At 72.3% G+C, this 12,805-nt stretch carries 14 protein-coding genes; 11 read left to right on the forward strand and 3 right to left on the reverse strand.

From position 1 onward, the window contains the following. The first annotated feature begins 20 nt into the window (after positions 1–20). Both HF577_RS16195 and HF577_RS16200 read left to right on the forward strand, forming a co-directional pair. Entirely contained in the window at positions 21–1,007 is a 987-nt protein-coding gene (locus HF577_RS16195) for an LLM class F420-dependent oxidoreductase (protein WP_169396714.1), read from the forward strand. Positions 1,008–1,121: 114 nt separating this feature from the next. After that, the gene (locus HF577_RS16200) at positions 1,122–2,036 is read left to right on the forward strand and encodes a site-specific tyrosine recombinase XerD (RefSeq protein ID WP_312859166.1); all 915 of its coding nucleotides are present in this window, start codon (positions 1,122–1,124) and stop codon (positions 2,034–2,036) included. A 4-nt stretch (positions 2,037–2,040) separates the two neighbouring features. Here HF577_RS16200 and HF577_RS37520 read toward each other — a convergent pair whose 3' ends face one another. Next, positions 2,041–2,205 (reverse strand): hypothetical protein, encoded by a 165-nt coding sequence (locus HF577_RS37520; protein WP_211174364.1) that lies wholly within the window; start codon positions 2,203–2,205, stop codon positions 2,041–2,043. A gap of 222 nt (positions 2,206–2,427) precedes the next feature. Here HF577_RS37520 and HF577_RS16210 point away from each other — a divergent pair, with 222 nt between their 5' ends. The 8 genes from HF577_RS16210 to der all read left to right on the forward strand — a co-directional run bounded on the left by HF577_RS16210 (position 2,428) and on the right by der (position 8,920). Continuing rightward, positions 2,428–3,270: a ParA family protein gene (locus HF577_RS16210; RefSeq protein WP_407692213.1), complete on the forward strand. Its 843-nt coding sequence runs from the start codon at positions 2,428–2,430 to the stop codon at positions 3,268–3,270. A gap of 2 nt (positions 3,271–3,272) precedes the next feature. Further along, complete coding sequence (locus HF577_RS16215) at positions 3,273–4,127, forward strand: segregation and condensation protein A (protein ID WP_211174372.1); 855 nt, start codon at positions 3,273–3,275, stop codon at positions 4,125–4,127. Beyond that, entirely contained in the window at positions 4,060–4,758 is a 699-nt protein-coding gene (scpB, locus tag HF577_RS16220; protein WP_407692214.1) for an SMC-Scp complex subunit ScpB, read from the forward strand. The genes HF577_RS16215 and scpB overlap by 68 nt, the downstream gene beginning before the upstream one ends. A gap of 44 nt (positions 4,759–4,802) precedes the next feature. Next, positions 4,803–5,600: a pseudouridine synthase gene (locus tag HF577_RS16225; protein WP_407692212.1), complete on the forward strand. Its 798-nt coding sequence runs from the start codon at positions 4,803–4,805 to the stop codon at positions 5,598–5,600. A gap of 2 nt (positions 5,601–5,602) precedes the next feature. After that, the gene (aroH, locus tag HF577_RS16230; protein WP_169396696.1) at positions 5,603–5,965 is read left to right on the forward strand and encodes a chorismate mutase; all 363 of its coding nucleotides are present in this window, start codon (positions 5,603–5,605) and stop codon (positions 5,963–5,965) included. Positions 5,966–6,114: 149 nt separating this feature from the next. Next, complete coding sequence (gene cmk, locus HF577_RS16235; RefSeq protein WP_169396718.1) at positions 6,115–6,786, forward strand: (d)CMP kinase; 672 nt, start codon at positions 6,115–6,117, stop codon at positions 6,784–6,786. Beyond that, positions 6,783–7,424 (forward strand): lysophospholipid acyltransferase family protein, encoded by a 642-nt coding sequence (locus tag HF577_RS16240; RefSeq protein WP_169396697.1) that lies wholly within the window; start codon positions 6,783–6,785, stop codon positions 7,422–7,424. Before cmk ends, HF577_RS16240 begins: the two co-directional genes overlap by 4 nt. 71 nt (positions 7,425–7,495) lie before the next feature. Beyond that, the gene (gene der / locus HF577_RS16245) at positions 7,496–8,920 is read left to right on the forward strand and encodes a ribosome biogenesis GTPase Der (RefSeq protein ID WP_169396717.1); all 1,425 of its coding nucleotides are present in this window, start codon (positions 7,496–7,498) and stop codon (positions 8,918–8,920) included. Between the two features lie 31 nt (positions 8,921–8,951). Here the strand turns inward: der and HF577_RS16250 are convergent, their stop codons facing one another. Both HF577_RS16250 and HF577_RS16255 read right to left on the reverse strand, forming a co-directional pair. Beyond that, complete coding sequence (locus HF577_RS16250) at positions 8,952–9,617, reverse strand: response regulator transcription factor (RefSeq protein ID WP_169396698.1); 666 nt, start codon at positions 9,615–9,617, stop codon at positions 8,952–8,954. 9 nt (positions 9,618–9,626) lie between these two features. Then, positions 9,627–11,126, reverse strand: coding sequence for an ATP-binding protein (locus HF577_RS16255; RefSeq protein ID WP_169396699.1), 1,500 nt, complete (start codon positions 11,124–11,126; stop codon positions 9,627–9,629). A gap of 198 nt (positions 11,127–11,324) precedes the next feature. Here HF577_RS16255 and HF577_RS16260 point away from each other — a divergent pair, with 198 nt between their 5' ends. Beyond that, positions 11,325–12,755 carry an alpha/beta fold hydrolase gene (locus HF577_RS16260; RefSeq protein ID WP_169396700.1) on the forward strand — a complete coding sequence of 477 codons (1,431 nt, stop codon included), beginning with the start codon at positions 11,325–11,327 and terminating at the stop codon, positions 12,753–12,755. Positions 12,756–12,805: the final 50 nt, after the last annotated feature.

Below are 12,805 nucleotides of genomic sequence, written 5' to 3' on the forward strand. Positions count from 1 at the left end.
TATGGAAGTCCGTGACCGGAATGCGCTTCGGAATGTTCGTTCCCCAAGGATGGCGACACGACCTCGTCGGCATCGACCCTCACGAGCAGTGGCACACCATGAAGGGCCTCGCGCAGCACGCCGACGCCGGCCCGTGGGAGTCGATCTGGGTCTTCGACCACTTCCACACCGTGCCCGTCCCCACCGAGGAGGCCACCCACGAGGCCTGGACGCTCATGTCGGCGTTCGGCGCCGTCACCGAGCGGGTGCGACTCGGGCAGATGTGCACCTGCATGAGCTACCGCAACCCCGTCTACCTGGCGAAGGTGGCCGCCACCTGCGACATCGTCTCGGGTGGCCGCATCGAGATGGGCATCGGCGCCGGCTGGTACGAGCACGAGTGGCGTGCCTACGGCTACGGGTTCCCGCCCGCCCGGGAGCGCCTGCAGATGCTCGACGAGGGCGTCCAGATCATGCGTCAGGCCTGGACCGAGGGCCGTGCGACGCTCGACGGCAAGCAGTACCAGGTGAGTGACGCCATCGTCCGGCCCCTGCCGTTGCAGGACGGCGGCATCCCGCTGTGGATCGCGGGCGGCGGGGAGAAGGTGACGCTGAAGATCGCGGCGAAGTACGCCCGCTACACCAACTTCACCGGCGAGCCCGACGTCTTCACCCACAAGTCCGAACTGCTGCGGCAGCACTGCGAGACGGTCGGCACCGACTTCGACGCCATCGTCCGCTCGTCGAACTTCCGCGTGGCCATCGGCGAGACCGAGGCCGACGCCGAGAAGCGGCTGGCCGCCACCAGGGCGCGGATCGAGCCGTACATCGGCGCGGAGAAGGCCGAGGCCGTGGTGAACGAGACGCGCGGCACCACCACCTTCGGCACCCCGGCCCAGATCGTCGAGCGGCTCGGGGCGCTGCGGGAGATGGGCCTGACCTACGGGATCTTCAACTTCCCGGAGGCGGCCTACGACCGCTCGGGCATCGAGATGTTCGAGCGCGAGGTGATCCCGGCGCTGAGCTGACCGGCCCCCGACCGGCCCCCGCCCCGTTGCAGCAAAGCCACTTTCATGCAACGTCGTTGCGTGAAAGTGGCTTTGCTGCAAGGTGGGGGCGGGTCCGTGCGGCAGGATGCTCCCGTGGGTGCCCGGCCTGGTGACGTCGTGGAGGCCTTCCTGCACCACCTCATGGTGGAGCGGGGGAGTGCGGCCAACACCCTGCGCTCCTACGGCACCGACCTGCGGCGCTACCTCGAGCACCTGGCGGCCCGCGGGATCGACGACCTCGCCGCCGTGCGGGAGGACGACGTCGCCGGGTTCGTGGTGGCGCTGCGCAGCGGTCCGTCCCCGCTCGCGGCGTCCTCGGCCGCCCGTGCCCTCGCGGCCGTGCGCGGACTGCACAGGTTCGCGGTGCGGGACGGCCTGCTGGCCGAGGACGTCGCCCGTGAGGTGCGCCCGCCCGCCCTGCCGGCGCGGCTGCCCCGCGCTCTGTCCCTCGACCAGGTCGAACAGCTGCTGGCCGGGTGCATCGGGGAGGGGCCGGGACCGTTGCGTGACCGGGCCCTGCTCGAGTTGCTGTACTCCACCGGAGCGCGGATCTCGGAGGCCGTCGGGATCGACCGGGACGACCTCGACGCCGCGAACCGCACGGTGCTGCTGCGCGGCAAGGGCGGCAAGCAGCGGATAGTCCCGGTGGGGCGCCCCGCGCTCGCCGCGGTCGAGGCCTACCTGGTGCGGGCGCGTCCCGGCCTCGCCGCCCGCGGACGGGGCACCCCGGCACTGCTGGTCAACGCCCGCGGCGGGCGGCTGTCCCGGCAGAGTGCCTGGCACGTGCTGCGCGCCGCGGCGGAGGCGGCCGGGCTCTCTGCCGCCGTCTCGCCGCACACGCTGCGGCACTGCTTCGCCACGCACCTGCTCGCGGGCGGAGCGGACGTCCGAGTGGTGCAGGAGCTGCTCGGCCACGCGTCGGTGACCACCACGCAGATCTACACCAGCGTCACGGTCGACACGCTGCGCGAGGTCTACGCGACGTCGCACCCGCGGGCTCTCGGGTAGGTGCTCAGCCGCCGGCCGCCACGGCGCAGCCGGGCACGTCCTCGAGCCGGGTGTGGACCGGGATGCCGCGTTCCCGGGCGATGGCGACGCCGTACGTGATCGCGTGGCTGCTGGTGAGCTGATCACCCGTCCGGTGTGAGCGGGCGCCGCCCGAACGGCCGGCCGTCACCACGGGTAACGTGGGCCTCCGGTCGGCCAGTTGAGGTCGATCGGTCGGCCGCCGTACGGCGGGGCGCGTTGCCCGTCGTCAAGTCGGCCTCCTAGTCTGCCCGGATCGGCCCTCCGTGGGGTCGCCCGCCAGAGACCGGAGCCCGCATTGGACACACCGCGGCCCTTCGCCCCCCAACCGGAGCCGCTCGACGAGGATAGCTATGCCGACGATCACGACGGTATCGAGCCGGACGTGGCTGCCGACTCTGCGGGAAGGCCGTATGTGAAGGTCCCGGAACCGGCTCCGCTCACCGAGCACGGCCCGGCGCGGGTCATCGCGGTCGCCAACCAGAAGGGCGGCGTCGGCAAGACGACGTCGACCATCAACCTCGGTGCCGCTCTCGCCGAGTACGGCCGCAAGGTGCTGCTCGTCGACTTCGACCCGCAGGGTGCACTCTCGGTCGGCCTGGGCGTGCAGGCCCACGAGCTCGACACCACGATCTACAACCTGCTCATGGAGCGGGGCGTGGAGATCGAGGACGTGATCCTCGAGACCTCCGTCGAGGGCATGGACCTGCTGCCGAGCAACATCGACCTGTCCGCCGCCGAGGTGCAGCTCGTCACCGAGGTCGGTCGCGAGCAGGCGCTCGGCCGCGCGATCAAGCCGGTGCTGGACAAGTACGACATCATCCTCATCGACTGCCAGCCGTCACTCGGGCTGCTCACGATCAACGCGCTGGCGTGCGCCGACCAGATCCTCATCCCGCTGGCGTGCGAGTTCTTCAGCCTGCGGGGCGTGGCGCTGCTGATGGACACGATCGACAAGGTGCAGGAGCGGCTCAACCCCGACCTGAAGATCCTCGGCATCCTGGCCACGATGTTCGACCCACGCACGCTGCACACCCGCGAGGTGCGCCAGCGGGTGATCGAGGCGTTCGGTGACCTGGTGTTCGAGTCCGTGATCAACCGGACGGTGCGCTTCCCGGAGACCACGGTGGCGGGCGAGCCCATCACCTCGTGGGCCCCCACGTCCAACGGTGCCGAGGCGTACCGCCTGCTGGCCCGTGAGGTCATCGCACGGTGACGCTGCTCGATGAGACCGGGTCGTCCATCGGGGACGGTCCGCCACTGGCCGAGGGCACCCGCCCCCGGTTCCAGGTGCGCCTGCACAACTTCGAGGGCCCGTTCGACCTGCTGCTGCAGCTGATCGGGAAGCACGAGCTCGACATCACCGAGATGGCGCTGCACACCGTCACCGACGACTTCATCGCGCACCTCACCGCGCTCGGCGACGACGCCGACCTCGACGAGACCACCGAGTTCCTGGTGATCGCGGCCACCCTGCTCGACCTGAAGGCGGCCCGGCTGCTGCCCGACGCCGAGGTGGAGGACGCCGAGGACCTCGCGCTGCTCGAAGCCCGGGACCTGCTGTTCGCACGGCTCCTGCAGTACCGCGCGTACAAGCAGGTGGCGGCGCTGTTCGTGGAGCTCGAGGCCGGCGCGATGCGCCGGTTCCCCCGGTCGGTGGCGCTGGAGGAGCGCTTCGCCGTGCTGCTCCCCGAGGTGCTGCTGGGCGTCAACCCCGAGACGTTCGCCGACCTCGCGGCCTCGGTGTTCCGACCCAAGCCGCCGCCCACCGTCGGGCTCGACCACCTGCACTTCGCGAAGGTGTCGGTGGCCGAGCACGCCGCGCTGCTGCGAGAGCGGCTCGCCGAGCTGGGGGTCGCCACCTTCGCCGTGCTCACCGCCGACTGCGCCGGGCCGCTCGAGGTGGTCGCCCGCTTCCTCGCGCTGCTGGAGCTGTACCGGGAGGCGAGCGTCTATCTGGAGCAGCCGGAGCCGTTCGGCGAGCTGACGGTACGCTGGAGTCCGGCTGACCAGCCCGGACACGCATCCGGGCCCGATACCGCAGCGGCCGGCCCCGACGAGCGGGATGAGTGACGACAGGCCCGTGAGCCTCACCGATGTGACCACCACCCCCGAGCCCGACGGCGCCCCCGACCCCGACGGCGCCGCTGTCGAGCAGGTCGTGCTGAGCGACACCGAGCTCGACGCGGCGCTCGAGGCGCTGCTGCTGGTGGTCGACGCACCCACCGACGACGAGACGCTCGCGCTCGCCGTGCAGCAGCCCGTCGCGCGGGTGCGGGCTGCGCTGCAGCGCCTGTCGGTGAGCTACGCCGAAGCCGGGCGGGGCATCGACCTGCGCCACGTCGGAGCGGGATGGCGCTTCTACACCCGTGACCAGTACGCCCCCTACGTCGAACGCCTGCTGCTCGACGGACAGCGGGCCCGGCTCACCCGGGCCGCCCTCGAGACGCTGGCTGTGGTGGCCTACCGGCAGCCGGTCACGCGCGCCCGCGTGTCGGCGGTGCGCGGGGTCAACTGCGACGGCGTGCTGCGCACCCTGCTCACCCGTGGGCTGGTGCAGGAGGCCGGGGTCGACGACTCCACGCAGGGCACGTTGTTCTGCACCACCGAGCTGTTCCTCGAGCGGCTGGGGCTGTCGTCGCTGGAGGAGCTTCCCGCGCTGGCGCCGCTGCTGCCCGACGTGGACGCGATCGACGAGCTGTGACGACCAAGGCGCCCAGACATGAGCACCACCGATGAGTACGAGACATGAGCACTGAGATGAGTGGAATGACGACCGGAGCCCGGCCCGACGGCGTGCGCCTGCAGAAGGTGCTGGCCCAGGCCGGCGTCGCGTCCCGGCGTGCGGCGGAGGAGCTGATCGCCGCGGGCCGGGTGAGTGTCGACGGCAAGATCGTGCGCGAGATGGGCAGGCGGGTCGACCCGGAGACGGCCGTCGTGCACGTCGACGGCGCCCGGATCGTGCTGCGCGACGACCTCGTGCACCTCGCCCTGAACAAACCGCGCGGGATCCTCTCCACGATGTCCGACGACCGGGGCCGGCCCTGCGTCGGCGACCTCGTCGTCGAGCGGGGCATCGTCGACGAGCACTTCGACGGCGCGCCCCGCGCCCGGCTGTTCCACGTCGGGCGGCTCGACGCCGAGACCGAGGGCCTCCTGCTGCTCACCAACGACGGCGAGCTCGGCCACCGGCTGATGCACCCGTCGTTCGAGGTGGAGAAGACCTACCTCGCCGAGGTCATGGGCCAGGTGCCGCACGGCCTCGGGCGCCGGTTGCGCGACGGCGTCGACCTGGAGGACGGGCTGGTCACCGTGCACTCGTTCAAGCTGGTCGACTCCACCCCGGGCCGCTCGCTGGTCGAGCTGGTGATCCACGAGGGGCGCAAGCACGTGGTGCGCAGGCTGCTCGACGAGGTCGGCTTCCCGGTGCAGCGGCTCGTGCGCACCGCGATCGGCGACGTACGCCTCGGCGACCAGCGGCCGGGCCGGTTCCGCCCGCTCACGCAGCAAGAGGTGGGATCGCTGTACCGCTCGGTGGGGATGTAGAGGTGGCGGTTCGTGCTGTGCGCGGGGCCATCCAGGTGGACGGGGACACCCGCCAGGAGATCCTCGACGGTTCGGCCGAGCTGGTCACCGCGGTGCTCGACCGCAACGGGCTCACCGCGGACGACATCATCTCGATCGTCTTCACGGCCACGCCCGATCTCACCGCCGAGTTCCCCGCCTACGCGGCGCGGATGCTCGGCCTCACCGATGTGCCGCTGCTCTGTGCGTCGGAGATCGCGGTGCCGGGGGCTCTGCCGCGCACGCTGCGGCTGCTCGCACACGTCGAGACGGAGCGGGCGCGTGCGGAGGTGCGGCACGTCTACCTGCGTGGGGCGACGGCCCTGCGTACGGACCTGCCCCAGTAGGCGGCGGGCTCGCCGGGCCCCCGACCTGAGATCATCGGCGGCCCGCACGGCATGATGGTCGGCGATCCGCGGTCGGCGCGCGGCAGGTGGTGGGCCGCTGGCCCGGACAGGGGCGAACGGTGACAGGGCGGTTGCGCGGGGTCGTGGCGATGGACGGCCCGTCGGGCACCGGGAAGTCCACGGTGTCACGGCGGCTGGCCGGTGCCTGCGCTGCCGCCTACCTCGACACGGGCGCCATGTACCGGGCGCTCACCCTCGCGGTGCTGCGCGCGGGCCTCGACGGCGCCGACCCTGCGGCGGAACGCATCGCGCTCGGCGCTGTTCCGAACCTGCAGTCGGTGGTCGACCCGGACGCTCCGCGGATCCTGCTCTCGGGTGAGGACGTCGAGGCCGAGATCCGGGGGCCTGCGGTGACGGCGGCGGTGAGCGCGGTCTCGGCCGTGCCTGCCGTGCGTGCGGCGCTGGTGGCGCGGCAGCGCACGATCGTGGCCGACGCGGTGGTGGACGGCGGCATCGTGGTGGAGGGCCGGGACATCGGCAGCGTCGTCGTGCCGGACGCCCCGCTGAAGGTGTACCTCACGGCCTCGGAGCACGTCCGGGCCGCCCGTCGGGGCGCCCAGGACCGCAAGGCCGGACGCACCGGGGACATCGCCGTCGTGCTGGCCGATGTCCGGCGCCGCGACCGGCTCGACTCCACGCGCAGGACCTCGCCGTTGCAGGTCGCGTCCGACGCGGTCGTGCTGGACACCGACGAGCTCAGTGTCGACGACGTGCTGGCCGAGCTGCTGCGACTGGTGCGGGAGCGAGGTCTGGTGACGTGAGCGCCGATCTGCCGCCGGGCACGTGGCCGTGGCTGCACGACCTGGCCCGCTGGATCGGCACGTGGCTGCTCGGCCCGTTCTTCCGTGTGCGGGTGCACCACCGGGAGCGCATCCCGGCGTCCGGGCCGGTCGTGCTCGTCGCCAACCACAGCTCGTTGGTCGACGGACCGCTGTTGTTCGGACTACTGGGGCGCCGCGCGGTGTTCCTCACCAAGCAGGAGATGTTCGCCGGAGCGCTCGGCTGGTGGCTGCGGCGGATCGGGCAGTTGTCGGTGCTCCGCGGGGCGCCGGACCGGCGGGCGTTGACGGTGGCGGTCGACGTGCTGCGCGCCGGGGGCCTGATCGGGGTCTTCCCGGAGGGCACCCGCGGCAGCGGCGAGGTCGTCGCGGCCCAGCACGGGGCCGCGTGGCTGGCCCGCACCTCCGGTGCGGTCGTGCTTCCGGTGGTCTGCCGGGGTACCCGACGCCGCAACGGGTCGGGGAGGCGATGGCGACCGCACGTGGACGTATTGGTGGGGGAGTCGCTGACCATCCCCGCCGGTGGTGGCCGGGCCGGCCTGACCACCGCCACCGAGACCGTCCGGGCCGCACTGGCCGGGATGGTCCGAGAACTCGATGATGTTCGGAGCAGGACGTGAGTGGTACCGAGGGCCCGCAGGTGGGGCCGAGCAACGAGGCCCGGCCGAGCGACGGCGGGGACGTGGCCGCGATGGCGGCACTGGGACTCGATCCCGGTGAGTTCGTGAGCGCCGACGAGGACGACGGCTACCCGTCCGGGGCGGACGGCGATCCCGAGTCGGGTGGGCTGCTGCCCGCGCCGGTGCTCGCCGTCGTCGGGCGGCCGAACGTCGGCAAGTCCACGCTGGTCAACCGGCTGATCGGGCGCCGCGAGGCGGTGGTGCAGGACATCCCGGGGGTCACCCGCGACCGGATCGCCTACGACGCCCTGTGGAACGGCCGCCGCTTCACCCTCGTCGACACCGGCGGGTGGGAGCCCGACGCCACCGGACTGCAGGCCGCTGTCGCCGCTCAGGCGGAGATGGCCATCCAGACCGCCGACGCGGTGCTGCTGGTGGTCGACGCGAGCGTCGGTGCCACGGCCACCGACGAGGCCGTGGCCAGGGTGCTGCGCCGCTCGGACCGTCCGGTCCTGCTCGCCGCCACGAAGGTCGACGACGACCGGCTGACCTCCGACACGGCCGCCCTCTGGCGCCTCGGACTCGGCGAGCCCCACCCGGTCAGCGGCCTGCACGGGCGCGGGTCGGGCGACCTGCTCGACGCCGTGCTCGACGCGCTGCCGGAGAGCCCGCGTGACCTTCCGGGCACCGGGGTGGGCGGCCCGCGACGTGTCGCGCTCGTCGGCAAGCCCAACGTCGGCAAGTCCAGCCTGCTCAACCGCGTCTCCGGCGAGGTCCGGTCGGTCGTCCACGACGTCGCCGGCACCACCGTCGACCCCGTCGACTCGCTCGTCGATCTCGACGGCGAGGTGTGGCGGTTCGTCGACACGGCGGGCCTGCGCAAGCGCGTCCATATGGCGAGCGGCATGGAGTACTACGCGAGCCTGCGCACGCGGGCGGCGATCGAGGCCGCCGAGGTGGCGGTCGTGCTGATCGACGCGAGTGAGCCCATCGCCGAGCAGGACCAGCGCGTGATCGGCATGGCGGAGGAGGCCGGCCGGGCACTGGTTCTCGTGTTCAACAAGTGGGACCTCGTCGACGAGGACCGGCGCCTGGCGATGAAGCGGGAGCTGGAGCGGGACCTCGTGCGCGTGCAGTGGGCCGAGCGGGTCAACGTGTCCGCACTGACCGGGCGGTCGGTCGCCAAGATCGCGCCGGCGTTGCGCACCGCCCTGGCGTCGTGGGACCGGCGGATCCCCACCGGCCGGCTCAACGGCTGGCTGGCCGAGGTGATCGCGGCGACCCCGCCGCCGGTGCGCAGCGGGAAGCAGCCCAAGGTGCTGTTCGCCACCCAGGCCCAGACCCGCCCTCCGACGTTCGTGCTGTTCACCAGCGGGTTCCTGGAGGCGGGGTACCGGCGGTTCCTCGAGCGCCGGTTGCGCGAGGAGTTCGGGTTCACCGGGTCGCCGGTGCGGATCTCGGTGCGCGTGCGCGAGAAGCGGGGGCGGAAGAGCTGAGTGCGGCTCGTCTGCCCGTGCCGTCGGTTCGCTACGCATGGGCGGCGATGCCGTTCTCGTAGGCGAACACCACGGCCTGGGTGCGGTCGCGCAGGCCCAGCTTCATCAACACCCGGCCCACGTGGGTCTTGACGGTCTGTTCGCGCACCACCAGCACCGCGGCGATCTCGGCGTTGGACATGCCGCGGGCGACCAGCCGCAGCACCTCGAGCTCACGCGGGGTCAGTGCACCGACGGCCTCGGGACGCGTCGTGCCGGCGCGCCGCCGCCTGGCGAAGTCGGCGATGAGCCGTCGCGTGACCGACGGCGCGAGCAGCGCCTCGCCGCCTGCCACCACCCGGACGGCGTGGACCAGGTCGGCGGTGGGAGCGTCCTTGAGCAGGAACCCGCTGGCCCCGGCGCCGAGCGCGTCGTAGACGTACTCGTCGAGATCGAACGTGGTGAGCACGAGTACGCGCGGGCCGTGCTCGTGCGGCGGGTCACCGAGCAGTTCCGCTGTGGCCGCGATTCCGTCGAGCACCGGCATGCGGACGTCCATCACCACCACGTCCGGCGCGAGGGCACGCGCGATGTCCACGGCCTGGCGTCCGTCGGCCGCCTGCCCGATCACCTCGATGTCCGGTGCGGCCGCGAGCAGCGTGGCCAGCCCGTCACGCACCATCAGCTGGTCGTCGGCGATCACGACGGAGATGGTCATGCGGCGAACCTAGTGTCCATTCTCGGCACCGATTGGCAGCTGCGCCGACACCACGAAGCCGCCGGCGTCGGCCGGGCCGACACTGAGCCGGCCACCCAGCATCGCGACCCGCTCACGCATGCCGACCAGTCCGTGACCGCCCCCGCCGGTGGTGCTGCGGTGACCCTGCACCGGGCCGTCATCGGTGATCCGCACCGCGAGCGATGTCCGGTGGTAGCCGATGACCACCTCTGCACTGGCCCCCGGTGCGTGGTGCGCCACGTTGGTCAACGCCTCCTGCACGATGCGGTACGCGGAGACGTCAACGGCGATCGGCAACGGCACGGGGATACCGAGGACGGACGCGCTCACGTCGATTCCTGACCGTCTGGCCCGCTCGACCAGGTCGTCGAGGCCGTCGAGCCCCGGTGGGGGAAACCTTTCGGCGTCGGGCTCGGCGTCCTCATCCGCGGGTCCGTCGGCGTCGTCGACGCGCAGCAGGCCCACGATCCTGCGGGTCTCCGCCAGGGCTGCGCGCGCGGCCTGGTTGATCATCGTCAAGGGCACGCGCAGCGGCTCGGGAAGGTCCGGGACCTTGTATGCGGCTGCCTCCGCCTGGATCGCGATCATCGACATGTGGTGGCCGACCACGTCGTGCAGATCCCGGGCGATGCGGGCCCGCTCTTCGAGTACCGCCTGGCGGGCGAGGTCCTGACGTCGACGATCGGTCTCCTGTGCGAGCCGCCGCTCGACGTGCCGCCGGGTGCGGATGCTGTCGCCCAGTACGAGAGCGGCGGCCATCACCAGCGCGAGCAGCAGTGGCGCGTACAGCGGCACGGCGGTCAGCGCCGGTGCGACCGCAACGTCGACCACGATCGTCACGGCCCCGGCACACGCCGCGATCCGCCGCTCGTAGCGCAGCGCCACCAGGAAGAGCACCAGCGCGAGGAGGAACAGTCCGGGGATGGGCCACGGCCAGAGCCGTAGGACGACTCCGTCGGTCCAGAGGGCGAAGCCCACCAGCCCGAGCAGTTCGGCCACCGCCAGGATGCGCCACGCGAGCAACGGTGACCACGACAGCACCGGCAAGGCCGTGCCGACGGCCACGCCGACCACGATCGCCGGGCCGGTCGGCACCCCGGTGCCGGCCAGCTGCGCAGCGGTGACTGCGGCCGTGCCCGCGCCCAGCCCGAGGAGCGCGAGCCACACCACCACGTTGCGGCCACGCGTGTCGGTCGCCCGACCGTCCGGGCCCTCCGGTGGCATCAGCACCCACAGCAGGACGTACAGCGGGCCGTTGATGATCAGCAGCAGCGCGCGGATGAACCACACGTTCCAGCCGAGGCTCCGGGCGAGCCCGGCGCAGACGCCCCCGACCAGCCGACCCCGGCGTGGTCGTACCGGTCCGCTCGGCAACCGGAGCCGGCCGTCCGGCGGGCTGAGCCGGCCGGACCAGATCGTGGCCGCCACGGTGTCGAGCAGGCCGTGCGCCGGGTGGCGCGGCGGGGGTTCGTCGGTTCCTGCTGCCATGGCGCCGCCCACGGTAGAGCCGGGATGCCCGTGACGCGTCCTACCCCGGAGGAGATCGCACCCCGTACCTGCGGGTCACCCTGCGGCCACGTCCGTCGTACCTGCGCGGAGATCGGGACCGTCCTGCAGCGGGACGCGCGCCGGACCCCGGCGACCTGACTCTGAGCAGGTCCCGAAGTGACGGTGGTTGGAGAGTCGATGCGCAGTGCGAGATCGTTGATCGCCGCCCTGGTGGTGGCCGGACTGATGACGATGTCGGCGTGTGCCGACGACGGCAGCGCCGTCGCCGTTGCCGATCCCGGCCTCGTCTGGGGGGCGTGCCCGGGCGAGGACAACCCGCCGGGCATGCAGTGCGCCGCGATCGACGTACCGGTGAACTGGGCACAACCGGCCGGCCGCACGATCACACTGGAGTTGGCCCGGTTGCCCGGCACCGATCCGTCCCGGCGGATCGGCACGGTGTTCGCGATCCCCGGCGGCCCGGGCAGTCCGGGGATCGGGGAGCTGAAGCACGTCGCCAGTACCTTCACCGCCCTGCGCGAACGGTTCGACGTGGTGACGTTCGATCCCCGCAACGTCATCGGTGCGTTGGCGCCCGGGTGCTACCAGCCCGGCCCCGTGCAAATTCCCCCGCGCACCGCGGACGAGTACGAGGCCCAGGCCGCGCAGAACCAGGCGCTGATGCAGCAGTGCCGGGCCGGTGACCCGGAGCGGTTCGACCATCTGGACTCCGCGTCCGTGGCGCGCGACATCGACGCGGTCCGCGCCGCCATGGGCGAGCCGCAGCTCAGCCTCATCGGCAGTTCGTACGGTGGGGTGCCGGCCGTCGCCTACGCCCGGCTGTTCCCCGACCGGGTGCGCGCCGTATTCCTGGACGGTGTGCCCGACCACACCGCCGACCGCGCCGCGGCCGACCGCCTGCACTACCAGCAGGTGGAACAGCGGTTCGCCCGGTTCGCCGACTGGTGCGCGACCACTGCCGACTGCGCGCTCCACGGCGAGGACGTGCCGGCGGTGTGGCAGTCGCTGGTCGCCGCCGCCGACCGTTCGCCGATCCCGGTGCCGGGCAAGGGGCCAGAGGCGGCGCTGGCCGGGTTCGACCTGAAGTTCAACTCGATGGCCCTGGGGGACACCCCGCAGCAGTTCGCGGCGGCCATCGACCTGGCGCGCAACGGAGACGGCTCGGGTTTCGCGGTGATGCCCAAGCAGCCGATGTTTCCCGGTGGCGCCGCGGTCCACTGCCACGACGGCTGGGGATACGCCAACTACGACGACTACGCACAGGCCCAGGAGCGCGCCGTGGCCTGGTCGCCGAACTTCTCCGGCCTCACGCATTTTCTCCGGTTGGACTGCTCGGGTTGGCCCACACCACCGGTGAACCCGCCGGCCCCACTGTCGGGCGCCGAACTTCCGCCGTTACTGGGCGCGGGCTCGCCGGACGAGACGCCGACCATGGACGTGCTGGTCGCAGCCGTGCCCGGCTCGTCAGTGATCCACTACGCCGGTCCCGGCCACGTCCTGTACCAGTCCGGAAGCGGATGCGTCATCGACCATGCGGACCGGTACCTGACCGAGCTGACCGTGCCTCCGGTGGGTACCGGGTGCCCGGCGGACCTGCCGGATCGGTGACGCCGTGCGCCGATGCGGGGCGGGTTGGGGTGAAGTGGCCGAGGAAGGGC

This window comes from Pseudonocardia xinjiangensis, from assembly GCF_012911925.1.
Lineage (GTDB): Bacteria > Actinomycetota > Actinomycetes > Mycobacteriales > Pseudonocardiaceae > Pseudonocardia > Pseudonocardia xinjiangensis.

Excerpts from the sequence above, each read along its gene's own strand:
- HF577_RS16195 (WP_169396714.1), top strand. The coding sequence starts at position 21 with ATGCGCTTCGGAATGTTCGTTCCCCAAGGATGGCGACACGACCTCGTC.
- HF577_RS16225 (WP_407692212.1), top strand. The coding sequence starts at position 4,803 with ATGAGCACTGAGATGAGTGGAATGACGACCGGAGCCCGGCCCGACGGC.
- cmk (WP_169396718.1), top strand. The coding sequence starts at position 6,115 with ATGGACGGCCCGTCGGGCACCGGGAAGTCCACGGTGTCACGGCGGCTG.
- der (WP_169396717.1), top strand. The coding sequence starts at position 7,496 with ATGGCGGCACTGGGACTCGATCCCGGTGAGTTCGTGAGCGCCGACGAG.
- HF577_RS16250 (WP_169396698.1), bottom strand. The coding sequence starts at position 9,617 with ATGACCATCTCCGTCGTGATCGCCGACGACCAGCTGATGGTGCGTGAC.
- HF577_RS16255 (WP_169396699.1), bottom strand. The coding sequence starts at position 11,126 with ATGGCAGCAGGAACCGACGAACCCCCGCCGCGCCACCCGGCGCACGGC.
- HF577_RS16260 (WP_169396700.1), top strand. The coding sequence starts at position 11,325 with ATGCGCAGTGCGAGATCGTTGATCGCCGCCCTGGTGGTGGCCGGACTG.